Annotated in this window: 23 protein-coding genes and 1 pseudogene; 7 read left to right on the top strand and 17 right to left on the bottom strand. The window is 64.4% G+C overall.

Going from position 1 to position 24811, the window contains the following annotated elements; all coding sequences use genetic code 11:
* Positions 1-106 precede the first annotated feature (106 nt).
* Positions 107-535, bottom strand: coding sequence for a GFA family protein (locus EAV90_RS00490; RefSeq protein WP_122406213.1), 429 nt, complete (start codon positions 533-535; stop codon positions 107-109).
* Between the two features lie 95 nt (positions 536-630).
* On the opposite strand from EAV90_RS00490, the gene EAV90_RS00495 reads away from it, so the two are divergent.
* The 3 genes from EAV90_RS00495 to EAV90_RS00505 all read left to right on the top strand — a co-directional run bounded on the left by EAV90_RS00495 (position 631) and on the right by EAV90_RS00505 (position 3648).
* On the top strand, positions 631-1005 hold the full coding sequence (locus EAV90_RS00495) for a nuclear transport factor 2 family protein (RefSeq protein ID WP_122406214.1): 375 nt from the start codon (positions 631-633) through the stop codon (positions 1003-1005).
* A gap of 131 nt (positions 1006-1136) precedes the next feature.
* Positions 1137-2006 carry a class A beta-lactamase gene (gene bla, locus EAV90_RS00500; RefSeq protein ID WP_129142292.1) on the top strand — a complete coding sequence of 290 codons (870 nt, stop codon included), beginning with the start codon at positions 1137-1139 and terminating at the stop codon, positions 2004-2006.
* A gap of 34 nt (positions 2007-2040) precedes the next feature.
* Positions 2041-3648 carry a Na+/H+ antiporter gene (locus EAV90_RS00505; RefSeq protein WP_162500522.1) on the top strand — a complete coding sequence of 536 codons (1608 nt, stop codon included), beginning with the start codon at positions 2041-2043 and terminating at the stop codon, positions 3646-3648.
* 38 nt (positions 3649-3686) lie between these two features.
* Here the strand turns inward: EAV90_RS00505 and EAV90_RS00510 are convergent, their stop codons facing one another.
* The 7 genes from EAV90_RS00510 to EAV90_RS00540 form a co-directional block, all read right to left on the bottom strand.
* Positions 3687-4499: an N-acetylmuramoyl-L-alanine amidase gene (locus tag EAV90_RS00510; protein WP_162500523.1), complete on the bottom strand. Its 813-nt coding sequence runs from the start codon at positions 4497-4499 to the stop codon at positions 3687-3689.
* A gap of 3 nt (positions 4500-4502) precedes the next feature.
* A complete protein-coding gene (locus EAV90_RS00515; protein WP_244607842.1) occupies positions 4503-4676 on the bottom strand; it encodes a Rieske (2Fe-2S) protein in 174 nt (57 codons plus the stop codon).
* A gap of 112 nt (positions 4677-4788) precedes the next feature.
* Positions 4789-6390: a toll/interleukin-1 receptor domain-containing protein gene (locus EAV90_RS00520; RefSeq protein ID WP_122406217.1), complete on the bottom strand. Its 1602-nt coding sequence runs from the start codon at positions 6388-6390 to the stop codon at positions 4789-4791.
* Positions 6391-6595: 205 nt separating this feature from the next.
* Positions 6596-7492: a TauD/TfdA dioxygenase family protein gene (locus EAV90_RS00525; protein ID WP_122406218.1), complete on the bottom strand. Its 897-nt coding sequence runs from the start codon at positions 7490-7492 to the stop codon at positions 6596-6598.
* A 146-nt stretch (positions 7493-7638) separates the two neighbouring features.
* Positions 7639-8922 carry a flavodoxin-dependent (E)-4-hydroxy-3-methylbut-2-enyl-diphosphate synthase gene (gene ispG, locus EAV90_RS00530; RefSeq protein ID WP_122406219.1) on the bottom strand — a complete coding sequence of 428 codons (1284 nt, stop codon included), beginning with the start codon at positions 8920-8922 and terminating at the stop codon, positions 7639-7641.
* A gap of 12 nt (positions 8923-8934) precedes the next feature.
* Positions 8935-9888: a DMT family transporter gene (locus EAV90_RS00535; RefSeq protein WP_129142293.1), complete on the bottom strand. Its 954-nt coding sequence runs from the start codon at positions 9886-9888 to the stop codon at positions 8935-8937.
* 218 nt (positions 9889-10106) lie between these two features.
* Positions 10107-10601, bottom strand: a complete 495-nt coding sequence (locus tag EAV90_RS00540) for a Fur family transcriptional regulator (protein ID WP_129142294.1) — start codon at positions 10599-10601, stop codon at positions 10107-10109.
* A 156-nt stretch (positions 10602-10757) separates the two neighbouring features.
* Here EAV90_RS00540 and EAV90_RS00545 point away from each other — a divergent pair, with 156 nt between their 5' ends.
* The 3 genes from EAV90_RS00545 to EAV90_RS00555 are packed head-to-tail and all read left to right on the top strand — an operon-like array spanning position 10758 to position 13965.
* Positions 10758-11240, top strand: coding sequence for a MarR family winged helix-turn-helix transcriptional regulator (locus EAV90_RS00545; protein WP_122406222.1), 483 nt, complete (start codon positions 10758-10760; stop codon positions 11238-11240).
* A complete protein-coding gene (locus EAV90_RS00550; RefSeq protein ID WP_122406223.1) occupies positions 11233-12396 on the top strand; it encodes an HlyD family secretion protein in 1164 nt (387 codons plus the stop codon). The genes EAV90_RS00545 and EAV90_RS00550 overlap by 8 nt, the downstream gene beginning before the upstream one ends.
* Positions 12397-12408: 12 nt before the next feature.
* Entirely contained in the window at positions 12409-13965 is a 1557-nt protein-coding gene (locus EAV90_RS00555; RefSeq protein WP_122406224.1) for an MDR family MFS transporter, read from the top strand.
* Between the two features lie 129 nt (positions 13966-14094).
* On the opposite strand, the gene EAV90_RS00565 is transcribed toward EAV90_RS00555, so the two are convergent.
* The 6 genes and pseudogenes from EAV90_RS00565 to pcaF all read right to left on the bottom strand — a co-directional run bounded on the left by EAV90_RS00565 (position 14095) and on the right by pcaF (position 19408).
* Positions 14095-15159: a phosphotransferase gene (locus tag EAV90_RS00565; RefSeq protein ID WP_122406226.1), complete on the bottom strand. Its 1065-nt coding sequence runs from the start codon at positions 15157-15159 to the stop codon at positions 14095-14097.
* 139 nt (positions 15160-15298) lie between these two features.
* A pseudogene (locus EAV90_RS00570) lies at positions 15299-15472 on the bottom strand (methyl-accepting chemotaxis protein); the annotation flags it as partial.
* A gap of 277 nt (positions 15473-15749) precedes the next feature.
* On the bottom strand, positions 15750-16352 hold the full coding sequence (pcaG, locus tag EAV90_RS00575) for a protocatechuate 3,4-dioxygenase subunit alpha (RefSeq protein ID WP_122406227.1): 603 nt from the start codon (positions 16350-16352) through the stop codon (positions 15750-15752).
* A complete protein-coding gene (gene pcaH, locus EAV90_RS00580) occupies positions 16353-17054 on the bottom strand; it encodes a protocatechuate 3,4-dioxygenase subunit beta (RefSeq protein ID WP_122406228.1) in 702 nt (233 codons plus the stop codon). It lies immediately after the preceding gene.
* Positions 17055-17176: 122 nt separating this feature from the next.
* A complete protein-coding gene (locus EAV90_RS00585; protein WP_122406229.1) occupies positions 17177-18070 on the bottom strand; it encodes a dioxygenase family protein in 894 nt (297 codons plus the stop codon).
* A 129-nt stretch (positions 18071-18199) separates the two neighbouring features.
* On the bottom strand, positions 18200-19408 hold the full coding sequence (gene pcaF, locus EAV90_RS00590; RefSeq protein ID WP_122406230.1) for a 3-oxoadipyl-CoA thiolase: 1209 nt from the start codon (positions 19406-19408) through the stop codon (positions 18200-18202).
* Between the two features lie 215 nt (positions 19409-19623).
* Here pcaF and mutS point away from each other — a divergent pair, with 215 nt between their 5' ends.
* Entirely contained in the window at positions 19624-22362 is a 2739-nt protein-coding gene (gene mutS, locus EAV90_RS00595; RefSeq protein WP_122406231.1) for a DNA mismatch repair protein MutS, read from the top strand.
* An 84-nt stretch (positions 22363-22446) separates the two neighbouring features.
* On the opposite strand, the gene EAV90_RS00600 is transcribed toward mutS, so the two are convergent.
* The 3 genes from EAV90_RS00600 to EAV90_RS00610 form a co-directional block, all read right to left on the bottom strand.
* Positions 22447-23253, bottom strand: a complete 807-nt coding sequence (locus EAV90_RS00600) for a hypothetical protein (RefSeq protein WP_122406232.1) — start codon at positions 23251-23253, stop codon at positions 22447-22449.
* 204 nt (positions 23254-23457) lie between these two features.
* Positions 23458-23967 carry an OsmC family protein gene (locus EAV90_RS00605; RefSeq protein ID WP_122406233.1) on the bottom strand — a complete coding sequence of 170 codons (510 nt, stop codon included), beginning with the start codon at positions 23965-23967 and terminating at the stop codon, positions 23458-23460.
* A gap of 54 nt (positions 23968-24021) precedes the next feature.
* A complete protein-coding gene (locus EAV90_RS00610; protein WP_129142297.1) occupies positions 24022-24807 on the bottom strand; it encodes an ABC transporter ATP-binding protein in 786 nt (261 codons plus the stop codon).
* Positions 24808-24811 lie beyond the last annotated feature (4 nt).

A 24811-nucleotide genomic window follows, 5' to 3' on the forward strand; every position in this document is an offset into this window, starting at 1 on the left:
TGGAGGTCACGAAGGGGACGCCGACGACAGGCCGGATGAGCCCAATATGTTTGTCGCGCCAGCGCTGTCGCGGTTCGCCGCCGAATGGTCGCGCGGACCGGTTCCGTCAGACAACCCCGATGTGCTCCCGATATTGCGGCAGATTGTCCGTAATCTCGTGCCAGGGCGCCTTCGATCCCACAAAAATATGGGCGCTCGGCCGGATCGAGGGGGCATCGACCAGGGTTCCCATGGCGACATGGACCCATTGTCCTTCCCGTACCCGGGAATAGAGCAGTGAGCCGCAGCGGGCACAATGGGCGTCATGGGTGGTATCGTCGCCGAAAATCATCCGCCGGTCCCAGCCGCGGACGATGCGGAGCTTGTCGTGCGCGATGCCGGCGAACGGCTTGAACGCGGCGCCGGTGGTGCGACGGCAGTTCGAGCAGTGGCAGTTCATCGCATAGGAGAACGCGTCCGCCACCTCGAAGCGCACGGCGCGGCAATAGCATTCGCCGGCGAGGATACGAGCATTCGAATTCTCTGATCCGATCATTCCAGCGTCCTTGCGCAATTGGCGAGAGACACCCATAGCGCATTTTGATGTCTACGACTAAGTTCGCCCCAAGCCATCATGCAGAGGAATGAGCCATGAGCCAGGACCGGTCGAGCGTCGAATCCGTCGTGCAATCCTACTTTGACGGACTCTATGAGGGAGACGCCGAAAAGCTCGGCGCCATCTTCCATCCCTCCGCCGATCTGCGCTGGGTCGAGAAGGGCGAGCTCCAGGTTCTGACAGTGCCCGACTGGCTCGACCGCGTGCGCAAGCGCGCCTCGGCCAAAGCCGAAGGCAAGCCGCGCGAGGACTTTATCGTCACCATCGACCGTTCGGACGAAAAGACCGCCTTCATCAAGGTGCGCTGCCAGCTGCCGCCGCGCTACTTCACCGACTATCTGGTGGCGATGAAGCTCGCCGACGGCTGGCAGATCGTGTCGAAATCGTATCGCTACGACCTGAGGGAGTGAGGGGTCTCTCGGCGCTTCGCTGCCTGAAATCTGGCGCACTCGTTCTCGATTCTCCGTCATTGCAATGACGGTTCGATGAACCGTGCGCTCAATCCCACCCCCGCCCCAGCTCCACTGCCTGAAAGCCTCCCATGCCTCTCGACCGCCGTTCCCTGCTCGTCTCACTCTGCTGCATGGCCGCTTCTCCCGCGCTTGCCGCGGAGGCGCCGCCAGAGCTCGAAACCTATGAACGTGAAAGCGGCGGGCGTGTTGGGCTCTATGCGGAAAATCTGGTGAACGGCAAAAAGCTTGCCTGGCGCGCCGACGAGCGGTTCGTGATGTGCTCGACATTCAAGGCTTCGCTGGCGGCCTGCGTGCTGGGGCGGGTCGATCGCGGCGAGGAGCAACTCGCGGCCATGATCCCTTACGGTCAGGCGGATCTGCTGGAATACGCACCGGTGGCGAGGGAAAACCTCGCAGCCGGCAAGATGTCGGTCGGCGAGATGTGCAAGGCCATCGTCGAGCTCAGCGACAACACCTGCGCCAATCTGCTGCTGGCGCGGATCGGCGGCCCCGCCGCGCTGACTGGATTCTGGCGGTCGCTCGGCGACACCACCTCGCGGCTCGACCACGACGAGCCCGAGCTCAACCGCTCTCCGCCCGGCAATCCCCAGGACACCACGACGCCGGCGGCGATGGCGAACAATCTGCGCCGGCTGGTGCTGGGCGAAGCCTTGTCGGCGCAATCCCGCGTTCAGCTCACCGAATGGATGGTGAACTGCAAGACCGGCGCGAACCGGCTGCGCGGCGGCCTGCCCGCAGGCTGGAAGATCGGCGACAAGACCGGCTACAATGGCAAGGACGCAGCTGGCGACATCGCCGTGGCCTGGCCGAAGCCCGACACGCCGGTCCTGATCACGGCCTACGTCCAGGGCGGCACGCCGACCCCGGCGAAGATCGCCGGCGTGTTTGCGCAAATCGGCAGGATGGTGACCGACCGGCTGGCGTCAGCCGCGCATTGACGGTACGGCCGCTTCCGGGTCAAGACAGACCATCATGGAAGCGAAGTTTCAGACTTTTCTCATCTTGCTCGCCGTGCTGGCAGGCACCGCACTTGCCGCGCGCCGCATCAACATCGCGCCTGCCATTCTGCTGATGCTGTCCGGCGTCGGCCTCGCCTTCGTGCCGGGCATGCCCACGGTGGAATTGCCACCAGAGCTCGTGCTCCTCATGGTGCTGCCGCCGCTGATCTACTCGGCGAGCGTCGCCATGAGCTGGCGCGAGTTCAAGAACAATCTGCGTCCGATCGTGCTGCTCGCGGTCGGCGCGGTGATCTTCACCACCGCGATGGTGGCGGCCGCCACGCATTATGTGATCGGCCTGCCCTGGCCCATCGGGTTCCTGCTCGGAGCCATCGTTGCGCCACCCGACGTGGTGGCGCCGCTCGCGATCGCGCGCCGGCTCAACATGCCACGCCGGCTCCTGGTCATCCTGGAGGGTGAAGGACTGGCCAATGACGCCACTGCGCTGATCCTCTACCGCTTCGCGCTCGCGGCGATCATGGTCGGGAATTTCTCACTGCCGCTCGCGGCCGGCGAGTTCCTCCTGATCGTCGCGAGCGAGATCGCCTTCGGTATCGGCGTCGGCTGGCTCTCCTTGCGATTCCGCAAATGGTCCGGGGATCCGCAGGTCGAGCTGACGCTGTCGCTGATCACACCCTACGTCTCCTACTGGCTGCCCGAGCACGTCGGCGGCTCCGGCGTGATCGCGACCGTCGCCTGCGGCCTCTATGTGAGCTGGAACGGGCCGTTGCTGATCTCGTCGGCGACGCGCCTGCAGGGCATCTTCTTCTGGGATCTCGTGATCTACCTGATCGAGGGAATGCTGTTCCTGCTCACCGGCTTCCAGATGCGCACGCTGTACGAGAAATCAAAAGCCTTCCCGCTCGATGACATTCTCATCGCGACTGCGGTGGTCCTGGTCATCGTCGTGATCGCGCGCTTCGCCTGGCTTTATCCCGCGACCTATCTGCCGCGGATGCTCTCCAAATCGCTGCGTACGCGCGACCCGTCGCCGCCATGGCAATGGCCGTTCGTGCTCGCCTTCACCGGCGTGCGTGGCGCCGTGTCGCTGGCTGCCGCGCTGGCGCTGCCGTTCACGCTGCCCGGCGGCGAGGCCTTTCCGTCTCGCGACCTGATCCTGTTCGTCGCCTTCGGTGTCATCTTCGTTACGCTGATCGGCGTCGGCCTGACGCTGCCGCCGGTCGTGCGCTGGCTCGGTGTCGCCGAAGCCGGCCGCCACGAGCATGCCGCTGCGCACGAAGCCGAGATCGCCGCCCGCCGCCAGGCGCTCGAGGCCGCTCTGGAATCACTCGACGCGCTGACCGCGCAAAAGGAAGTGTCCGAAGAAGTGATGCGGCTGCTGCGCGCACGACACGAAATCCGCGTCAGCCAGCTCCCGGACTCGCTCGATCCCAACCACCACGACGTTTCAGCCGCCGGCACCGCGCTGACCCGCGACCTGATCGCCGCCGAAAGGAAATTCATCCACAACCTCCTGCGCGACGGCCAGATCACCGACGAGACGCGGCGGCGGATCGAACGCGATCTGGATCTGGAGGAGGCGAGTCTGGCGAACCGCGAATATCGAGGCGGGCCGCTGTAGCTTCCTTCTCATTGCGGCTGCTGGACCGGCCGAGCCAACTACCGCCTCTCGCAAAACTCCCTCATTGCAGCCGCGACGGCTCCCGCGACGACCTCCTGCCGCTCCGGCGAGTTCATCTCCATTTCCTCATCGCGATTGACGATCGAGCCGGCCTCGAGCAGCACGGCGGCGCTCCGCGTCCGCGACAGCACGACGAGCCCGTCATAGCGATAGACGCCGACATCCTTGTCGAGCAGCTGGTGGCGATAGCGGCCCATCACCGGCAGGGTGTATTGGCTGGCATAGTGCAGGCCCTGCTCCTTCAGCTGCTTGCCGATCATCCGGGCCAGCATCAGGCTGCTGGCGAAGTGCGGATTCTGCTGCGACACGAACAGCGAATGACCCGAAAAACGATCGCTGAAATAGCTCTTTGCGCCGTCGAACTCCCAGGTTTCGAGCAGCTTGTCCGGCACCGAATCATGATGGACCGACAGGAACAGATCGGTGCGGCCTTGGTTCGCGGCACTGATGCGCTTGAACAGGCTCGGCCGTGCCTTGCCGTCCGTGACGAGCAGGCGGGTTTCGGCAAAGCCTTCAGACTTGAGCTTCGCTGTGATCAGTCTGGCGAGGCGGAAGTTGAAGCCGAACTCCGGATCATTGCGCGCGCTCAGTGCGCCGTAGGAGTCCGGGGTGTGCCCGACATCCACGACGATCCGAAATTTAGGCATCTCACATTTGGCCGGTGACAGCTGCTTGGGCTTGGGTCTCGCAGCCTTTCGCGCGGCAACGGCCTCGCTGCTGCCAACAGTCGCAAGCGGCGACAGCAAGATCAATGCGACCAACCCGACGATGATGCTCCGCAACCGCCCCAAGCGCTACTCCGCTGCTGCGATCCTGGGGCGACCGAGCACGATCTTCTTCGGCTCGCCGTCGGGCTCCGGGAGCTCGCCGGACAGCAGCACGGGAATCCAGAAGCGGCGCAACAGTTCGCCCATTGCCGTTCCGGGGCCGGACTCGGCGAGGAATTCGTTGTCCTCGGCGCGGAACATGGTGGATCCTCCCGATTTCGTTTTCGGGAAGATTGGCGCAGACCTGACCACGCGTCAACGCTGTGGCACCGCCTCATTGCAAGACGAGTCAGCTCGTGCGGCTCGCCCGTCCCTAGGCGGCACGCGGCGGAGATTGCGTCTGCGGAGGAAGCTGTTCGACTTCTTCCGCAATGGCCTGGAGAGCGCGCAACGTGTACTCCCGGTTCATGGACTCCGTGGTGGCCTGAAGTTCGCGCAGCGCGATCCTGAACGGCTCCTGTGTGTCCGGGAAGTCCGATGCGTTGGACGCCAGCAATTGCTGGGCTGCCACGAAGAGCTTGGTTCGCGCGCTCTCCCATGCGGCCATCATCTGGCGCACGCGTGGGCCGCCGCCAACACCCCAGATCTTGTCGAGAACATCCGCGTCCATGAGGTGCTGATCCTGAGCTTCCCGCAGGATCATGTTCATGTGGCTGAGCAACTGCGTCACGGCTGACTTCCAGGCATCCATCTCCTTGGACGTATCCGGCGCCAGCGGGAAATCGAACCTGGCCGGCCTGTATTGGCTGCTCCTCTCCAGGAAGAGGAATCTGAACTCGAGGCCGATGTTGATGGCACTCAGAAGGCGAGACGTCAGAGGATCGCCATAGTGCCGGACGATCATCTTGACGATGTAGATGTGGATTTCGGTCTTCTTGCTCACATAGGTCACGACCCGGGACACGAATAGCCGATATGCATCGTCACCCTTGGACGTCGCGACGACAAGATAGTTCTCGTCGCCGCGCTGGAGCGCGTTGGTAGCCAGCGTCCTGATGCCTTCGGCCCATGTTCCGCTCATCTCGGCCGGCATTCTGTTGATGAACGCATTCCAGTCGAAAAAGCGATTCTTTTCCTCCGGGAACCCAAAGACCTGGAAGGAATTTCCGACCATCTCGATCTTGAACTTCGACAGATCCACTCCGTCCGGCCCGATCATCGGAGGCGCGTCACTGTGGAGGATGATCTTCCGCTCCGGATAGGTTTCCGAGGAGACGCGCGATTCCAGATACACCTGAATGCAGCTGTACAGCCTTGCGGCAGACGAGACGAGCTTCTGCCGCCAGAGCTCATCCTGCTTGCTGACACCGCCACTTGCGCCACCGTGCCTCCCGAGCACGGCATCCGCCGTCGCCGAGATATCCGCCAGCAGCGCGAAAACGGGATTTGGCGATGGCTCGGCCGCGCTCATGCCCGGCACCGTGAATATGTGATTCTCGTCGATCTTGATCGCCTGGAGATAATCGAGCGTGGTTTGGTTCGCCGCACCAATTGAAATCGGAAGAATTCTTCGGGGGATGTTGCCGTGGATCTTCGGACGCTCCTCGAGCGACCTCGCGAAATAGCCGACCTCGAAGCCCGGAAACGCGAAGCTCGGTTTGAGCCTGTCCGTCAGGATCACCAGGAGAATGTCAGCCTCATCCAATGCGTTGGTGATCACGGTACGATAGTCCGACCCCTTTCCGATGCTCCCGACGTCGCGGAACACCTTGACCGGAGGAAGTGACGCAGCGACGGCAAACAATTGCAGTAGCTCAGCCTCGAAGCTCGCGGCCAGCTCCCGGTCTTCACTGACATAGCTGATGAAGACCGAGATCTGCTCGGGTCGGGCGGCCTTTGCCCGCCGGGTGCGGTCGGAATTCGCCGACCTGCGTTTGCCGGCCGTCGTCGACTTTTGCTTGCCCGCCTTGGCCATGTGATGCTCCCGAATACTTAAGGTTGTGATCCGATGCGCAATTCTCCATTTCCACGCGCGAGCCTAGGCGATCAGCCTGCCGAGGCAATGTAAGCTGGTTCACAGAACGGCAAGTTTATCGGATCGTGCGCGAGGGCATGCCAGACCTTCAGCACACAGGGCCCTGCTTGTGAGCGCTGACGGGCATAACTTGTGGAGCTGGAGTCTAGACCGGCCGCTCCCCCTTCACCGTCACGCGCGTCCCTGATCGCGTGTGCGGCCAGTAGTCCCACATCGCGCGGTGCTGGGTGCAGCGGTTGTCCCAGAAGGCGATGGCATTCTCGGTCCAGCGGAAGCGGCACTGGAACAGCGGATTTTCGGCGTGCTGGTAGAGATAGGCGAGCATCGCATCGCTCTCGTCGCGCGGGATGCCGTTGATGTGCCGGGTGAAGCCGCGGTTGACATAGAGCGCTTTCCTGCCGGTGACGGGATGCGTGCGCACCACGGGATGCTCGGCATGCGGATAGGAGGGACGGTCGGCGACGCCGTAATTCGCATAGAGCCCGCGATAGATCGGCTCGCCATCGTGCAGCGCGGTGAGCCCGTCGAGATAGGCTTTCATGCGGTCCGACAGCGCCTCATAGGCTGCATACATGTTGGCAAACAGCGTGTCGCCGCCGCGCGGCGGGCACTGCTTGATGTAGAGGATCGAGCCCATCGGCGGCTCGAGATCGCAGGACACGTCGGAGTGCCAGCCCTCGCCATTGGCGCGCGGCGAGTCCTTGTCGGCGTAGATCCTCATGAGCGCCGGATCTTCGTCCTCGTGCGGCGCGGCGGGATGGAAATGCAACTCGCCGAACTTGCGGCCGAAGGCAAGGTGCTGCTGCGGCGTGATGTGCTGGTCGCGGAAGAAGATCACGAGGTTTTCGGCGAGCGCACGGTGGATCTCGTCCATCTGCCGGTTGGAGCGGGTGTCAGCATCGACGAGCTTGCCGATATCGACGCCGGAGATTTCCGCGCCGATGATGGGGGTGAGCTTTTCGACCTGGATCGTCTCGTATGGGGCGCCGTCTTCTGCGGTGTGGCGATAGCGCGGGCCCTGCTTGCCGGCGAGTGAGCTCATGGCGTGTCTCCCGATCGTTGTTGATTGGGAGGCATCGTAACAATGTAGGGCGGGTTAGCGAAGCGTAACCCGCCACTTCGCGCGCGCAAAAAATAAGGCGGGTTACGCTACGCTAACCCGCCCTACGCTTCGATATCGAAAGACACCTACTCCGCCGCCGTCACCGGCACCTTGGCGCCCTGGCCGTAGCGCTGGTCGATATAGTCGATCACCAGCGCCTTGAAGTCGGCGGAGATGGTCGGCCCGCGCAGCGTGCGGAACTTCTTGCCGTCGACGAAGACGGGCGCGGCCGGGGCTTCGCCGGTGCCGGGCAGCGAGATGCCGATATTGGCATGCTTGGATTCGCCGGGGCCGTTGACGATGCAGCCCATCACCGCGACGTTGAGCTCTTCCACGCCAGGATATTTCGTCTTCCAGGTCGGCATCTCGTCGCGGATGAAATCCTGGATCGAGCGCGCCAGCTCCTGGAACGTGGTCGAGGTGGTGCGGCCGCAGCCGGGGCAGGCTGCAACCAGCGGCACGAAGGTGCGGAAGCCCATGGTCTGCAACAGCTCCTGGGCGACCTGCACCTCGCGGGTACGGTCGCCGCCGGGCTCGGGCGTCAGCGAGATGCGGATGGTGTCGCCGATGCCCTGCTGCAAGAGGATGCCGAGCGCGGCCGAAGACGCCACGATGCCCTTCGAGCCCATGCCGGCTTCGGTGAGACCGAGATGGATGGCGTAGTCCGAACGCGCCGCAAGATCCTGGTAGACCGCGATCAGATCCTGCACCGCCGAGACTTTTGCCGAGAGGATGATGCGGTCCTTGGGCATGCCGAGCTCTTCGGCGCGCGCGGCCGACAGCAGCGCCGACTGAACCATGGCCTCGCGCGTCACCGCGCGGACGTCGCGCGGATTGGGTGATGCTGCGTTCTCGTCCATCAGCTTGGTCAAAAGCTCCTGGTCGAGCGAGCCCCAATTGGCGCCGATCCGCACCGGCTTGTTGTTCTTGTTCGCGATCTCGATGATGTCGGCGAACTGGGTGTCGCGCTTGTCCTTGAAGCCGACATTGCCGGGATTGATGCGGTATTTGGCCAGCGCCTCGGCGCAGGCCGGATAGGCCGCAAGCAGCTTGTGGCCGATATAATGGAAGTCGCCGATCAGCGGCGTCGTGATGCCGCGCTTGGCGAGGCCGTCACGGATGTGCGGAACGGCCGCCGCGGCTTCCTCGCGGTCCACGGTGATGCGGACCATTTCGGAGCCGGCGCGCGCGAGCGCTGCGACCTGGGCGATGGTGCTGTCGACATCGGCGGTGTCGGTGTTGGTCATCGACTGCACGACGATCGGCGCGCCGCCGCCCACGGCGACGTTACCCACCTTCACCTGGGTGGTCTTGTGCCGGGGCGCGGGGCCCGCGATGTCGGAATCGAGAGAGTTTTCGAGCTTGTTCATGAGGTCCAAATATCAGGTTTTGGTGACGTTCAGCAATGCATCACGCGGCGTCGCAGCCGTTTGGCTCGGACGGTTAACCAGAAAAAGCCCTGCAATTACAAGGACCGCGGCGGCCCCGAATGTCAGGCTCAGGGTGTCGTGCATGATGAAATAGCTACCCACCACGCCAAACAAGGGGGTGATGAAGGTAAAAGCGGACAATTTGCTGGCCGAATAGGCCTTCACCAGCGCGAACCAAAGCGTGAACGTGGTTCCCACCACCCAGATTGCCTGGAACGCCATCAGGCCGAGCGACAACGGCGCCGGCATGTGCGTGATGGATTCGCCGAACAGCCAGGCCGCCATCCCCAGAATCGGGATCGAGGTGGCGACCTGATAGCCCAGCGCCTTCTCGGGCGCGGCGAAGCGCAGCCGCGTGCCCTTGGCAACCAGCGTCGTCGCCGCCCACAGCGCGGCGCCGCCGACGACCATGAGATCGCCGAGCAGAACATGCGAATCGACATTGGGCTGCGGCACGCCGATCGCCAGCGCCACGCCGGCAAAGCTGATGGCCAAGCCCAGCCATTGCGAGCCGCCGAGCCGCTCTCCGAGCACCTGGTACGAGCCGAGCGCGACGAAGAACGGCGCCGTATAGAGGAACACCACTGCACGCGAAGCAGAGGTGAGACGCAGTCCCTGGAAGATCAGCACGAATTCGATGCCGAACATCAGCCCGGCGATCAGGCCGGCCCTCCACGTCCCGTCACGCTCGAAGAATTTCACGCCGCGCAGCGTGCCGATGATGAACAGCACCGGCAGCGCGCCCATCGAGCGGATGGTGGCCTGGAGCATCGGCGGAATGTCGGGCAGCACCAGCTTCACCGCGATCTGGTTGAACCCCCAGGTCAGGCACAGCATGAGCATCAGGGCGATGGCGCCGGCACTGAGAGGACGGCCGGCAGGCGGTATGGCTTGAGGTGCGGACATTTCTTCCTGAGATCCGGCTTTGCGCCGTTGTTGCTAAATTCGATAGGCCGCGGGCTCTTTACCTCTCCCCGTCGGGGAGAGGTCGATTTGCGAAGCAAATCGGGTGAGGGGGCGCCGGCCCCATGAGAGAGCGAAGCCCCTCACCCGCGCCTTCGGCGCGACCTCTCCCTTTGGGAGAGGTGGGCACCGCCGCTTTGGCTCGACCTGATTCCATCTTTCTAAGAGACTTTCTGACAATGCGTGCAGATGCCCGTGATCTCCACCACAGACAGCTTTGGTACGAAGCCTGAGCTGCGCGCGGCCGCATTGAGGTCCTTGGCGAACGACGCCGAGGGGATCTCGCCGACCAGGCCGCAGCGCTCACAGATCAGGAACGCCACCGCCGAGGTCGCGTCATGATCATGGGCGGCACAGGCCAGATAGGCATTGCGACTCTCGATGCGGTGCACGAGGCCGTTGGCCATCAGGAAATCGAGTGCACGATAGACCGTGATCGGCGCCGGCCGCGGCATCGACTTGGCGAGTTCGTCGATCACCTCATAGGCGCCGAGCGGACGGTGGCTGGAGAGCAGCGCCCTCAGCACTTGGCGGCGGATTGGCGTGAATTTCTGCGCACGCTGCGCGCAAACCTCCTCGGCATGCGCCAACGCGTCCGCCGTACAGCGGCCGTGATCGTGGTCGGGCGCGGGAAAGGCCAGCTTCGCGAGGGTCATCTGGCCTACCTTCTAGCATTTCGGCGGTGGAACCCAAAGCGCGACCGACCCAGCGGCTGTCAGCCATGCTTATCCCGCGGGACAGCGTCTCGCTAACCCGCCATGAAATAATCATAAGCTTGCTTATTATATACAAGCTTATTGGAGGCCAAGCTTATGAGCCGCGGGTCCGTGGACCAGAACTTCCTGTTTACGCTCGCCGAGCTTTACCGCCTGCTGCGCGTCTATGCCGACAAGGAGGCCTCGCGCTTCGGCATCACCCGCGCGCAATGGGCGGTGCTGGCCAAGGTCGAGCGCAGCGAGGGCATGAAGCAATCGGAACTCGCCGAGTTGCTCGAGGTGCAGCCGATCACGCTGACACGCCTGATCGACAAGCTCTGCGACAGCGACTGGATCGAGCGCCGCAGCGACGCCTCGGACCGCCGCGTCAAACGTCTCTACCTGAAGAAGGCCGGGCGGCAGCTGCTCGGCAGGATGAGCGGCCTGAAATCGGAGCTGACCGCGAACGCGCTTGACGGCATCAACCCGGCGGACGCTCACCGCCTTCTCGTCCAACTCGAAACGATCAAGGAAAACGTGCGAAACGCGATCCAGGCCTCTGGGGCGGAACAAGCGCGTAAGGAGCAGCGCTATGGCTGATCAGGTCCTCAAATTCCAGCCCGAGCAGAAGGCTGACAGCGGCAAGCCGACCAAGAAGGCCGGCACCGATCCGCGCCGCCGCTTGGTGGCGGGCCTGCGCCGCTATCGTCGTTTCCTGCTTCTGGTCGTGCTGCCTCTCATCGCCGCCATCGGCGGCCTCACTTTCTATCTGCATGGCGGCCGCTATGTCGGGACTGACGATGCCTATGTCGGCGCCCAGAAGGTGCTGGTAACCCCCGATATTTCCGGCAAGATCCTGAAAGTCGTCGTGAAGGAAGGTCAGGCCGTCAAGCAGGGCGACGAGCTGTTCGAGATCGATCCCGTGCCGTTCCGCCTCGCGGTGGACGAGGCCAAGGCGCAGCTCGCCCAGGCCCGCACGACCTATGACAACCTCGTCGCCAACATCAAGATCTACGGTGACATGCTCGACCTCGCCCAGCAGGGCGTCGACCTGAAGCAGCGCGACGTCGAGCGCAAGCAGGCGCTGGTGAAGAACAATTACGGCTCGCAGCTCGACCTCGACAACGCGTCCAACGCGCTGGTCACCGCGGGCGCGCAGGCGCAGTTCATCAAGCAGCAGCTCTCTAACGCCAAGACGCAATTGCTCGGCGATCCCAAGCTGCCCCTGGAGCAATTCCCGCCTTACGTCCAGGCCAAGGCCAAGCTCGAAGATGCCCAGCGCAATCTCGAACACACCGTGCTGCGCGCGGCGATGGATGGCGTGGCGACGCAGGTGGAACAGATCCAGCTCGGCCGTTTCGTCGCCGCCGGCACGCCGGTGTTCTCCATCATCGACGTCGCCCATCCCTGGGTCGACGCCAATCCGAAGGAGAGTGACCTTACCTATGTCACCGAAGGCCAGCCCGTCACGCTCGAGGTCGATGCGTTCCCGAACCACGTCTTCAAGGGCAAGATCGGCTCGCTTTCGCCCGGCACCGGCGCGCAATTCGCGATCCTGCCGCCGCAAAATGCCACCGGCAATTTCGTCAAGGTGGTGCAGCGCGTCCCGATCCGCATCTATTTCGACGAGACCGACAAATATGTGCGGAAGCTGAAAGCCGGCATGAGCGTCTACGCCACCATCGACACCGGCCATCGGCGCTCGCTCGCCGGCCTGCTCGGCCTGTCGGCGACAGCGGGCCAGGACAAAGACTAAGGATCCGCCACGATGTCCGGCCCCAACGCCAACCTGATGGTCCCCGGCCTGCGCCGGAACATGGTGACGATCTGCGCCATGACCGCGACCATCATGCAGGCGCTGGACACCACCATCGCCAACGTCGCGCTGCCCTACATGCAGGGCACCCTCTCGGCCTCGCAGGATCAGATCAATTGGGTGCTGACCTCCTACATCGTCGCCGCGGCGATCATGACGGCGCCGGTGGGCTGGATCGCCAACCGCTTCGGCCGCAAGCGCATCTTCATCATCTGCTCGGCCGGCTTCACCATGGCATCGGTGCTGTGCGGTCTGGCGCAAGACATCAACCAGATGGTGCTGTTCCGCCTGCTGCAAGGCGTGTTCGGCGCCGCCCTGGTGCCGCTGTCGCAGTCGGTCATGCTCGATTATTACACGCTCCAGGAACGTGCCAAGGCGATGTCGATCTGGGGCATGGGCGTGATGATGGGCCCGATCATGGGCCCCTCCCTCGGCGCCTGGCTCACCGAGACCTATTCCTGGCACTGGGTGTTCTTCGTCAACCTGCCGTTCGGCGCCATCACCGTGCTTGGTCTGATCGTCTTCATGGACGAGACCCGGAAAGATCTCAGCCTCAAATTCGACTGGTTCGGCTTCGCCGCATTGGCGATCGCGATCGGCGCGCTGCAGCTCGCGCTGGATCGCGGCGAGCAGCTGGGGTGGCTCGAATCGAACGAGATCGTCGCGGAATTCATCGTCGCGGCCGTCGCCTTCTATTTCTTCCTCGCCCACTCCTTCACGACCTCGACGCCGTTCATCCGCTTTGCGCTGTTTCGGGATCGCAACTTCGTCACCGGCTGCGTGTTCATGATCGTGATGGGCCTCGTGCTGTTCTCGACCATGGCGCTGGCCTCGCCCTACATGCAGAACGTGATCGGCTATCCCATCATCACCGCCGGCCTGCTGCTGGCGAGCCGCGGTTTCGGCACCTTCTTCGCCATGATGCTGGTCGGCCGGATGATGCGCTATTTCGAAGCGCGCACATTGATCATCACCGGCCTGACGCTGACCGCGGGCTCGCTGTACCAGATGACCGGCTGGACCGATCTGACCCAGGTGCCGGAGATCGTCACGGTCAGCGTCATCCAGGGTTTTGGCTTCGGCCTCGTCTTCGTGCCGCTCTCGACCGTAGCGTTCCTGACCTTATCGAACGAGCTGCGCACCGACGGCACCGCCATGCTGACCCTGATGCGCAACGTCGCAAGTTCGGTCGGCATTTCCGTCGTCATCGCCGAGCTGACGCAGGGGACGCGGCGGAGCTATGCGATCCTCTCCGAGCACGTCAACCCGTTCAACCACGCGCTGCAGATGCCCAGCGTCAGCGGCCTGATCAATCTGTCCACCGACGCCGGCCGCGCCCTGGCGGACCGGATGGTCAGCGTGCAGGCGCAGATCATCGCCTTCTCGCACGACTACCAGCTCGTGATGGTCTTCATCCTCTGCACCATCCCGCTCGCTCTACTGATCGGCTCCACCAAGGCCACGCTGCGCAAGCAGGCGGCGGGGCCGGAACACGCGGTAATGGAGTAGCAACAGGTGTCATGCCCCGGCTTGATCGGGGCATCCAGTACGCCGCGGCTTCTCCGTATCACAGGAACGTCTCTGGAATACTGGGTCGCCCCGTCAAGCCGGGCGACGACGTCGAGCTTGTGGCGCCGCCTACCCCAACAACTCCTCACACCCCAAATCCTCCACCGCCATCATCACCCGCTCCAGATTGTTCCACCAGATCACCGGCGGGATGTTGATGCTCCACTGCCAGATTGGCTTCGTGATTTGCCAGAGCACCGCCCAGCGGTAGTCGCGATCGAGCGCGCCGCGCGTGTAGCCGCTGATGCCGCTTTCCATCAACGTGTCGTGGTAGAGATTGAGCAGCGGGCGTTCGAGCGCCTGCCGGCGTTCCGGATACCAATGCACGGCCATCATATGGGCGAGGTCGTGGGTCGGAACGTTGATGCTCCAAAGATCGAAATCGAAGATGCGCACGGTATCGGCGACGCCCGCGCGCGGCAGCAGGAAATTCCAGGTGTGGGCGTCGCCATGCGTGATGCTGACGTGTCGGCGTGAATGGTAACGCTGGGACAGCCGGTCCGACTGATCGATCAGGCGACGGTAGAGGATCCGCCGCTCCTCGCTGAGGCGATCACCAAGAAGATCGGCAAAACGGTCATAATGGCCCGCAAACGTCTCCATGCGCTGCGCGCTGTCCTCCGTGCTCGCCCAGGTACCCACAGCACCGCCGAGGCTCGGATGGTCCCACCAGGCTGCATGCCAGCGCGCGAGCGTGGTGACGATGGCGAACGTCTGCTCGCGCGATGGCGGCACCGGCCAAGCCATTGCGATGGCGTGGCTGTCGGTGAGGTCCTCGAGCAGAAGATGCCAAGTGAGACTGTCTTCGTCGAAATGTCCGTCGAAGCAGCGGGGCACCAGTCCCGGCGGCATGCTTGGCGTCAGTTGCGTGTAGTATTCCACCTCCCGCCGGCCGCCATTGGCAAGCTTCTCGGCGAACGCTGCATTTGCGGTCTTCAGAATCAGCGACTGCGGGGCGCCGGCGGATTCGCCGACATAGCGCAAGCCGAGACGGATGATATGCGACACGACGGTGTCGTGCTGATGCAACACCTTCACTTCGCGGACCGCGCCGGCGTCCAGCACGCCGGCCCTGCGCAGCGCGGCCGTCAGTCGGGCGGGCTCAACGACCGCCGGCAATTGTGGAGATGTCATGAACCACGATGCCCTTGTCCCGCGCCATACTGCACGATCACCCTCCTGGGCACCAGCGGCCGATTTGCCGCCGGGCTCAGGCTGCCGCGGCCGAGTCGCGCACGGTCCGCACGACGACCGACCGCAGCTGTTCGGTCGACTTCCAGAATTTCTGCACCTCCGCATCGGACTTCGACACCAGCGCGGTCTTGAGATCGGCCGAGAGGCTGGAGGAGACCCAGAACGCCTTGCGCTCGTCGTAATCCTTGCGGAGCTGGGCCAGGCGTTCACCGTGGGCCGCCAGCTGGTCTGGTTCGCCGAATGCAATGATCGCCGAAGAAAGCGAAAGACGAATTTTCATGGAACAATCCGGTGACGCAGGTCGAGTACAAGCAGACCCTAAACGACTGCGGTAAACACAGGACGCTGCACGCGGAAATTGCGTGCCGGGAAATCCGGAGAGCTATGTGGCGAGACGACCGGATTTGAGTCGGCGAGAGTGACACACAGCACGAAGAAGGGCGTTTCGGCCTGATGCAAAGGCAGCAAGCAGCTCAATTGCGCTGGATGAGGAGAGCATGCCGGCTGCGGATACAGCCGGCACGCATTCTTTACACGTCGAAGAACACCGTTTCGTCGTCGCCCTGAAGGTGCAGGTCGAGCCGGTAGACCGGCTTGCCGGGCTCACGCACCGCGGTCAGCGTCGCGCGACGGTCGGCCGGAACCAGCGCCAGCACGGGATCGGCGGCGTTGCCGGCCTCGTCGCTGAAATAGATGCGGGTGTAGAGATGCCGCAGCATGCCGCGACCGAACACCGCAAGCAGAATGTGCGGCGCCTGCGGTTTGCCGTCGGGGTCCGGCACCGCGCCGGGCTTGATGGTCTCGAAGGAATAGTTGCCGTCCTTGTCGGTGCCGCAGCGGGCAAAGCCGCGGAAGCTCGCGTTCGGCAGCGCACGCTTGTCCTGCGGGTCGGAGAAGCGGCCTTGCGCGTCCGCCTGCCAGATTTCCAGCATGGCATCCGGCACGGCAACGCCATCGCCATCGAATACCCGACCCTCGATGCGGATGCGGTCGCCTGAGACGTCCGGGGTCAGCGTCGAGTTGGTGAATGCGTCGTTCCAGGCGTACTCGCCGTTCGGCGTCAGGCCGTATTTGAAGAACGGACCGACCGTCTGCGATGGGGTGATCCCGTCGGATTTCACAGACTGTTGCACTTAGTGGTTCTCCATGGGGGTGGCGTTCTTGCCGCGCAGCACGATGTCAAAGCGGTAGCACAGCGCCCATTCGGGCTTCGTGTTCTCGAGATCGAAAGACGAGACCATCCGCGCCCGCGCCTTCTCGTCCGGCACCGAATTGAAGATCGGGTCGAACGGGAACAAGGGATCGTTCGGGAAATACATCTGCGTCACGAGGCGCGTGACGAAGGAATAGCCGAACACCGAGAGATGGATATGCGCGGGCCGCCACGCATTGTGGTGATTGCCCCAGGGATAGGCGCCGGGCTTGATGGTGACGAAGCGATAATAGCCTGAAGCATCGCTCACGGTGCGGCCCGCGCCGGTGAAATTCGGATCGAGCGGCGCGGGATGCTGATCGCGAACATGAATATAGCGGCCGCAGGAATTGGCTTGCCAGATCTCGATCAACGAGTTCGGCACGCCGCGGCCGTCCTCATCTCGCACGTGGCCATGCACGATGATGCGCTCGCCGATCGGCTCGCCACTGTGTTGGGTGGTAAGATCGTTGTCGCCCTCGCGCACGGTCTCGTGGCCGTAGACCGGGCCGGTCAGCTCCGACAACGTGTGGCGCATCGGGATCAAGGGCTTGTTCGGCGCCCGCTTGATCGAGCTCTTGTAGTCGGGCGACAGCGGCAGCGGATGCGCCTTGTTGCTGTCCGTGGGATAGACGAATGTCATTGGCGAACTCCTCCCCGGCCATTTTACGTCTGGCCGGTCAACGCTTCCGCCAATCATTATAGGATATAACTAATTTGGGGAAGCCGGTTTGGCGGCGTTCCCGCGCCTGCAGCCGGCGGCTCTTACCTGATCGGCGCGCGCGGAAGCACGGCCTCCCCGGCCTCGAGCCGGTAGGTATGGTCGAGCGAATACCAGGGCACGGAGACGTCCTTCGCAGTCGGATGCGGCGTCGCGTGGCGCACGAATTTGCCGATCAGCGCCTGTGTCACGCCGAATTGCACGTCGCTGTCGATATGGGGATCGGCAGGGTCGTAGACCTGCGAGACCAGCACCTTGAATCCTGGCTTGAAGATCAGGGCGTGCAGATGGGCGGGACGATAGGGGTGGCGGCCCTGCGCCTCGAGCAGACGGCCGACCACGCCATCAGTCGGGATGGGATAGCCGACCATCATCACCGAGCGGAAGGCGAAGCACCCGTCGGAATCAGTCGTGAACTTGCCGCGCAGGTTCATGTCGGCCTGCTCGGGGTCCTGGTTCTCGTAAAGGCCGACCGGCGAAGCATGCCAGACATCGACCTCGGCCCCGGCGACGGGCTCGCCGTCCCTGTCGACGACGCGCCCGCTGACGAACAGCGTGGCCCCCGGTGTCTCCGAGCGCACGATCGATCCGCCATTCTCGACCCGGGGCGAATTCAACCGCCAGAACGGCCCGAGCAATGATTGATCGGTCTCCGTATTGCCCTGATCGCCATTGTTGAGCAGGCACACCAGCGAGGAGACGCCGAGCGACCCCGCCATCAGCACGACTTCGTTGTGCGTGTCGGTGGTCAGCTTGCCGAGCTCGGCCACGATCGCCGTGGCATCGCGGAATTCCTTCTCGGTCAGGCGCACGTCGCGTACGAAGGCGTGCAAATGCTTGACCAGAGAGACCATGATCTGGCGCAGCCGCGGATCGGATGTCCGCTCCATCACCGCCAAGGCTGCGGCCGTGACGTCCTGCTCGCGCTCGATGATCATGGGACGGTCCTTGAAGCGACAAAAAACGCCGTCATTCCGGGGCGATGCGGAGCATCGAACCCGGAATCTCGAGATCCCGGGTTCGGTGCAAGTGCACCGCCCCGGGATGACGGTCCACTGCGTGGACCGTCAATTCAGCTTTTCGATCGCAACGGCCACACCCTGGCCGACGCCGACGCACATGGTTGCGAGCGCGAGCTTGCCGCCGCGCTTCTCCATGCCGTGCACGGCGGTGAGCGCGAGCCGGGCGCCGCTCATGCCGAGCGGATGGCCGAGCGCGATGGCGCCGCCATGCGGATTGACGAAATCGGCATCCTCCTTGACGCCAAGCTGGCGCAGGCACGCGATGCCCTGCGAGGCGAAAGCTTCGTTTAGCTCGATCAGGTCGAAATCGCCGATCTTCTTGCCGAGACGCTCCATCAACTTCCGGGTCGCCGGCACGGGACCAATGCCCATGATGCGCGGCGGCACGCCGGCAGAGGCCAGGCCGAGGATGCGCGCCCGCGGCGTGAGGCCGTGCTTCTTCACCGCAGCTTCCGAAGCCAGGATCATCGCAGCGGCGCCGTCATTGACGCCGGAGGCGTTGCCGGCGGTGACTGTGCCGGGATTGCGAACGATCGGCTTCAACTTGGCGAGACCTTCAAGCGTGGTCTCTGGGCGAGGATGTTCGTCCTTGTCGACCGTGATCGGACCGGCTTTGCCGCCAGGAATCGTGATGGGCGTGATCTCTTCCGCGAAATAACCCGCCGCAATCGCGGCGCCGGCACGCTGCTGCGAGCGGATGGCGAAGGCATCCTGGTCGGCGCGCGAAACCTGGAATTCCTCGGCGACGTTCTCGCCGGTCTCCGGCATCGCGTCGACGCCGTACTGCGCCTTGAGCAGCGGATTGATGAAGCGCCAGCCGATCGTGGTATCGAAGATCTCGGCCGAGCGCGAGAAGGCCTCCTGCGCCTTGCCCATCACGAAAGGCGCGCGGGTCATCGACTCGACGCCGCCGGCAATCGCAAGTTCGATCTCGCCGGCGCGAATGGCGCGGCCCGCGGCACCGACGGCATCGAGGCCGGAGGCGCAGAGCCGGTTCAGGGTCTGACCGGGAACCGAGTCCGGAAGACCTGCCAGCAGCAGCGCCATACGCGCGACGTTGCGGTTGTCCTCGCCGGCCTGATTGGCGCAGCCGAAGAAGACTTCATCCACCTGCGCCCAATCGAGATTCGGATGCTTGGCCATCAGCGCCTTGATCGGGGCTGCGGCGAGATCATCGGCGCGCACCTTGGCGAGCGAGCCGCCGAAGCGGCCGATCGGGGTCCGCACCGCATCGCAGATAAAGACGTCACGCATCGTTGTTCTCCCTGGCTGCCGCGGTCCGGCCAAATTCTTCAATGTCGACGGAGTTTTAGGAGGGCGCCCGCGGCAGGTCAATTGACGGTTTCGCGTGCGATTTGCAGGGGGCTGCGGTCCGCAACGCATGCCGCGGTGCGGACAACGTGGAAAACCTCCCCTGCCCGGCCAAAGCGATAGGAGCAGGAGGCGAAATTTTGTAGGTTGCGCCGCCCATGACGTTGCAACAGCCCATCTCCGCCCCAGAACCCGAACCCACGCCAGCGCCCCAGGCGGAAGCCGCCGCGCGCGTGACGCCGATGATGGAACAGTATCTCGAGATCAAGGCGGCGCATCAGGGCCTCCTGCTGTTCTACCGGATGGGCGACTTTTACGAGCTGTTCTTCGAGGACGCCGAGATCGCCTCCAGGACGCTCGGCATCGTGCTGACCAAGCGCGGCAAGCACCAGGGCGCTGACATCCCGATGTGTGGCGTCCCGGTGGAGCGCTCCGAGGATTATCTGCATCGTCTCATCAGCGCCGGCCACCGCGTCGCGGTGTGCGAGCAGACCGAGGATCCCGCCGCAGCAAAAGCACGCGGCAACAAGAGCGTGGTGCGCCGCGGCGTGGTGCGGCTGGTCACGCCGGGCACGCTGACCGAGGACACGCTGCTGGATGCGCGCGCCAACAATTACCTGCTCGCGATCGCGCGCGCGCGTTCGTCCGCCGGTGGCGACCGCTTCGGCCTCGCCTGGATCGACATCTCGACCGCCGAATTCATGGTGACCGAGGTTTCAGGCGGAGAGCTCGCGGCGACGCTGGCGCGCATCAACCCCAACGAGGCGATCGTCACTGACGCACTCTATAATGACAGCGAGCTCGGCCAGACCTTGCGCGAGCTGCCGGCGGTGACGCCGCTGACCCGCGACGTCTTCGACGGCGCCACCGCCGAAAAGCGGCTCTGCGACTACTTTGCGGTCGCGACCATGGATGGGCTGGCGCAGCTCACCCGCTTGGAGGCCACCGCCGCGGCCGCCGCCGTCACCTATGTCGACCGCACCCAGGTCGGCAAGCATCCGCCGCTGTCGCCGCCCGCGCGCGAGGCCTCGGACGCGACCATGGCGATCGATCCGGCCACCCGCGCCAATCTCGAGCTGACGCGGACGCTCGCCGGCGAACGCCGCGGGTCACTGCTCGACGCCATCGACTGCACTGTCACCTCTGCGGGTTCGCGCCTGCTCGCGCAGCGGCTCGCGGCACCGCTGACGGATGCACCGGCGATCGCTCGCCGGCTCGATGCGGTCAGCGTCTTCGTTGCCGATTCTGCGGCGCGCGAGGACATCCGCAGCATTTTGCGGGGCGCGCCCGACATGTCGCGCGCGCTTGCCCGACTCTCGGTCGGCCGCGGCGGACCGCGCGACCTCGCCGGCATCCGCGACGGCATCTTGGCCGCCGACCAGGCGCTGGCGCGGCTCGCCGAACTGGATCAGCCACCGCAGGAGGTCGCAGCGGTGATGGCGGCGCTGAAGCGACCATCGCGCGCGCTGGCAGCCGAGTTCGCGGCAGCGCTCGATGAGCAGTTGCCGCTGATCAAGCGCGACGGCGGCTTCGTGCGCCAGGGCTATGAGCCCGCGCTCGACGAGGCGCGAAATCTGCGCGACGCCTCGCGCCTCGTCGTCGCCTCGATGCAGGCCCGCTACGCCGACGATACCGGCGTGAAGGGTCTCAAGATCCGTCACAACAACGTGCTCGGCTATTTCGTCGAGGTCACCGCACAGCACGGCGACAAGCTGATGTCAGCGCCGCTGAATGCGACCTTCATCCACCGCCAGACGCTGGCAGGACAGGTGCGCTTCACCACCTCCGAGCTCGGCGAGATCGAAGCCAAGATCGCCAATGCCGGCGATCGCGCGCTCAACCTCGAGCTCGAGATCTTCGAAAGGCTCTGCGCGAAGGCCCTCGCGATCAGCGACGATCTGCGCGCGGCGGCGCAAGGTTTTGCGCTGCTCGACGTCGCGACGTCGCTGGCCAAGCTGGCGGTCGACGAGAACTACGTCCGGCCCGAAGTCGACGGCTCCCTCGCCTTCGCGATCGAGGCCGGCCGCCATCCCGTGGTCGAGCAGGCCCTGAAGCGCAACGGCGAGCCGTTCATCGCCAATGCCTGCGACCTGTCGCCGGCGCCCGCACAACAATCCGGCCAGCTCTGGCTGCTCACCGGTCCCAACATGGCGGGTAAATCGACTTTCCTGCGCCAGAACGCGCTGATCGCCTTGATGGCTCAGATCGGCAGCTTCGTGCCGGCCACGCGTGCGCGGATCGGCATCGTCGACCGCCTGTTCTCGCGCGTCGGCGCCGCCGACGATCTTGCCCGTGGCCGCTCCACCTTCATGGTGGAGATGGTCGAGACCGCGGCGATCCTCAATCAGGCCGGCGAGCGCTCACTCGTCATCCTGGACGAGATCGGCCGCGGCACCGCGACCTTCGACGGCCTTTCGATCGCCTGGGCCGCGATCGAGCATCTGCATGAAAGCAACCGCTGCCGCACGTTGTTCGCAACGCACTATCACGAGCTCACCGCGCTCTCGGCCAAGCTGCCGCGCATGTTCAATGCGACGGTGCGCGTGAAGGAGTGGCAGGGCAATGTGGTGTTTCTGCACGAGGTGCTGCCGGGCTCGGCCGATCGCTCCTACGGCATCCAGGTGGCGAAACTCGCCGGCCTGCCACCCGCGGTGATCACGCGCGCCAAATCCGTTCTGTCCAAGTTGGAGGCGCAGGACCGCGGCCAGACCGCGCGAGCCCTCGTGGACGACCTGCCGCTGTTCGCGGTGCCCTCGCGCGCCGCCACCGAGGCCGCGCCGCCGAGCGAAACCGAGCTGCTGATGGAAGCCGTGAAGGCGCTGCACCCCGACGAGATGTCCCCGCGCGAGGCGCTCGACGCGCTTTATGCGCTGAAGGCGAAACTGCCGAAGCAGTGACGGTGCCATAGGGTGGGCAAAAGCGAAGCGTGCCCACGCAAGAGATGGTGGGCACGACGCGCCAAGAGCGCGCCTTTGCCCAACCTACGAAGTCGTCGCCGCCATCCGCTTCCTTCGCCCATTCCACCACAGCGTCAAATTCCAAACGATGCAGGTGGCAAGCCCCAGGCTGAGGCCGATCGCGGAGCCGAAATTGGCCGCGCCGAGATGCAGCACCGCAACCGCCATGCCGAAGCCGAGCAGACCCCAGGCGGAGTTGGCAAGCACTGCGGCGGTCGGCGGACCGCCGATGCGCGGATGCAGGATCAGCATGATGCTGGAGAACACTACCGGATACAGCGCGATGATGCCGCTGATGCGTGGACCGACCCAGCCGGAGGTCGAGACCACGATCGCGACCAGGATCGCGACCAGCGCAGCCCGCATCGGGATATCGTACCAGCGGCGCGTCACCAGCGGCATCTTCGCATGGCGATAGCCTGCGAGCAGCGGAATGCAGAGGCCGAATGCGATCAGATTGGCGGCGAGGCCCGCAGTGAGCGACCAGTCGAACTGGCGAATGATCGAGGCAAGCACGATCCACACTGCGATGGCGCTTCCACAACTCACCACGAGATTGTGCCGCTGTGACAACACGACATAGGTGAGGCACATGAAGATCGTCGCCGCGTTGACCGGCAGGCTCGCCAGTGCACCCTGCGCGATGAAGGCGGCGTCATGGTCGATCGCAAGAAATACGTAGGAGGGACCCGCCGAAACCGGCAGGGTCGCGATCAGCGCACCGATCACCGGTCCCGAGCGCTCCGTGATAATCGACGCCGTCACGACGAACGCCGCCGCAATCGCCATGCGCAGGAGCAGGAAGAGGATGAAATGGAGGTCGAAGGACATTTAGCGCGGGATATTATTGTTGAGGAATTTTCCGCGGGCTCGGTTCACCTCTCCCGGAGGGAGAGGTCGATTTGCGCAGCAAATCGGGTGAGGGCCTCTGGTCCCACGAGGGAGCGCAGCCCCTCACCCGCGCCGGAGCCTGCCATCGGGCGCCTTCGGCGCGACCCGGTGGGCGCGACCTCTCCCTATGGGAGAGGTGGGCAGTCACATCCGCTGCATCGAGACCGAGACCTTCGGGCCGTTCTTGATGGTCTGGTAGACCACGCAATAGCGCTCGGTGAGCTTGAGCAGGAGATCGAGCTTGTCCTGCGGCGCTGATGTGTCGACCTCGAAGCGGAGGCGGATCTCGGCGAAGCCGACCGGGGTCTCCTTGTCGACGCCGAGCGTGCCGCGGAAATCGAGATCGCCCTCGGCATAGACGTTACCTGTTTTGAGCGGCACCTCGACAGCCGTCGCGACCGACTTCAGCGTGACGCCGGCGCAGGCAACCAGCGCCTCCAGCAGCATGTCGCCGGAGCAGAGCTCGAGGCCGGAGCCGCCGGTGGCGGGGTGCAGGCCAGCCATCGCGATGGCGCGGCCGGTCTCGACCTTGCAGGCGATGCCTTCGCCATCGGTGGAACCCTTGGCCTTCAACGTGATCAGCGCGGCCTTCGGATCGGCCTTGTAGCGCTCCTTGAGCGGAGCCTGCATCTGGCGCAGTTCGGCGGCGTCCATTGTTGTTCTCTCCCGGAAAATCGCCTTTCGATGTACCGGCTCGGGGCGAGATTGTCACCACCACATGGCCTGACCGGGACCCTGGGTTGCGTCCCGGTCGGGCACGTTGCGGTCCAGCGAACGGTCGAGTGATGTCAGGACGCTGCGCTTGAATTTCTCGAATAGCGGAGAATTGCGATCGCGTGGCCGGCCGAGACTGATCTCGATCTGATCGAACAGCCGGCCCGGCCGCGGCCGCATCACCAGCACGCGATCGGCCAGCACCACGGCCTCGTCTACGTCATGGGTGACGAGGATGAGCGTCGGCCGCGTATCCGCCCAGAGGTCGAGCAAATGATCCTGGAGATCCCTGCGGGTGAAGGCATCGAGTGCGGAGAACGGCTCGTCGAGCAGCAGCACCTCCGGCTGCGGCACGAGCGCCCGCGCGATCGCAACCCGCTGCGCCTGACCGCCGGAGAGCTCGCGCGGCCAGGCCTGCGCCTTCTCGGTGAGCCCGACGCGCTCGAGGGCGCGCGCCACCTTCTCGCGCCGCTCGATCGCAGGCAGATCGGCAAGGCCGAAGCCGATATTGTCGCCGACGCTGAGCCAAGGCAGCAGACGCGGCTCCTGGAAGATGATGCCGATCTTGGCATGGGGCGAACTGATCGCTTCGTCATCGAGCGTCACCCCGCCCGAGCTGGCACGATCGAGACCGGCGATGGCGCGCAGCAATGTCGACTTGCCGCAGCCGGAGCCGCCGATGATGGCGATGATCTCGCCTAGCCTGATCTCGGCCGAGAAGCGCGCCAGCGCCTCAACACCGTTGGGATAGGTCTTGCTGACCCGGTCGAGCACGAGCATCGTC

The organism is Bradyrhizobium vignae, assembly GCF_004114425.1.
Lineage (GTDB): Bacteria > Pseudomonadota > Alphaproteobacteria > Rhizobiales > Xanthobacteraceae > Bradyrhizobium > Bradyrhizobium vignae.

Bases quoted from the DNA above. Each gene is read 5' to 3' on its own strand.
- pcaH (WP_122406228.1), bottom strand. From the start codon at position 17,054: ATGACATTCGTCTATCCCACGGACAGCAACAAGGCGCATCCGCTGCCG.
- EAV90_RS00515 (WP_244607842.1), bottom strand. From the start codon at position 4,676: ATGTTCCGCGCCGAGGACAACGAATTCCTCGCCGAGTCCGGCCCCGGA.
- EAV90_RS00555 (WP_122406224.1), top strand. From the start codon at position 12,409: ATGTCCGGCCCCAACGCCAACCTGATGGTCCCCGGCCTGCGCCGGAAC.
- bla (WP_129142292.1), top strand. From the start codon at position 1,137: ATGCCTCTCGACCGCCGTTCCCTGCTCGTCTCACTCTGCTGCATGGCC.
- EAV90_RS00525 (WP_122406218.1), bottom strand. From the start codon at position 7,492: ATGAGCTCACTCGCCGGCAAGCAGGGCCCGCGCTATCGCCACACCGCA.
- EAV90_RS00565 (WP_122406226.1), bottom strand. From the start codon at position 15,159: ATGACATCTCCACAATTGCCGGCGGTCGTTGAGCCCGCCCGACTGACG.
- EAV90_RS00505 (WP_162500522.1), top strand. From the start codon at position 2,041: ATGGAAGCGAAGTTTCAGACTTTTCTCATCTTGCTCGCCGTGCTGGCA.
- mutS (WP_122406231.1), top strand. From the start codon at position 19,624: ATGACGTTGCAACAGCCCATCTCCGCCCCAGAACCCGAACCCACGCCA.
- EAV90_RS00585 (WP_122406229.1), bottom strand. From the start codon at position 18,070: ATGATCATCGAGCGCGAGCAGGACGTCACGGCCGCAGCCTTGGCGGTG.
- ispG (WP_122406219.1), bottom strand. From the start codon at position 8,922: ATGAACAAGCTCGAAAACTCTCTCGATTCCGACATCGCGGGCCCCGCG.
- EAV90_RS00535 (WP_129142293.1), bottom strand. From the start codon at position 9,888: ATGTCCGCACCTCAAGCCATACCGCCTGCCGGCCGTCCTCTCAGTGCC.
- EAV90_RS00600 (WP_122406232.1), bottom strand. From the start codon at position 23,253: ATGTCCTTCGACCTCCATTTCATCCTCTTCCTGCTCCTGCGCATGGCG.
- EAV90_RS00610 (WP_129142297.1), bottom strand. From the start codon at position 24,807: ATGCTCGTGCTCGACCGGGTCAGCAAGACCTATCCCAACGGTGTTGAG.
- EAV90_RS00490 (WP_122406213.1), bottom strand. From the start codon at position 535: ATGATCGGATCAGAGAATTCGAATGCTCGTATCCTCGCCGGCGAATGC.
- EAV90_RS00545 (WP_122406222.1), top strand. From the start codon at position 10,758: ATGAGCCGCGGGTCCGTGGACCAGAACTTCCTGTTTACGCTCGCCGAG.
- EAV90_RS00520 (WP_122406217.1), bottom strand. From the start codon at position 6,390: ATGGCCAAGGCGGGCAAGCAAAAGTCGACGACGGCCGGCAAACGCAGG.
- EAV90_RS00605 (WP_122406233.1), bottom strand. From the start codon at position 23,967: ATGGACGCCGCCGAACTGCGCCAGATGCAGGCTCCGCTCAAGGAGCGC.
- EAV90_RS00495 (WP_122406214.1), top strand. From the start codon at position 631: ATGAGCCAGGACCGGTCGAGCGTCGAATCCGTCGTGCAATCCTACTTT.
- pcaF (WP_122406230.1), bottom strand. From the start codon at position 19,408: ATGCGTGACGTCTTTATCTGCGATGCGGTGCGGACCCCGATCGGCCGC.
- EAV90_RS00540 (WP_129142294.1), bottom strand. From the start codon at position 10,601: ATGACCCTCGCGAAGCTGGCCTTTCCCGCGCCCGACCACGATCACGGC.
- EAV90_RS00550 (WP_122406223.1), top strand. From the start codon at position 11,233: ATGGCTGATCAGGTCCTCAAATTCCAGCCCGAGCAGAAGGCTGACAGC.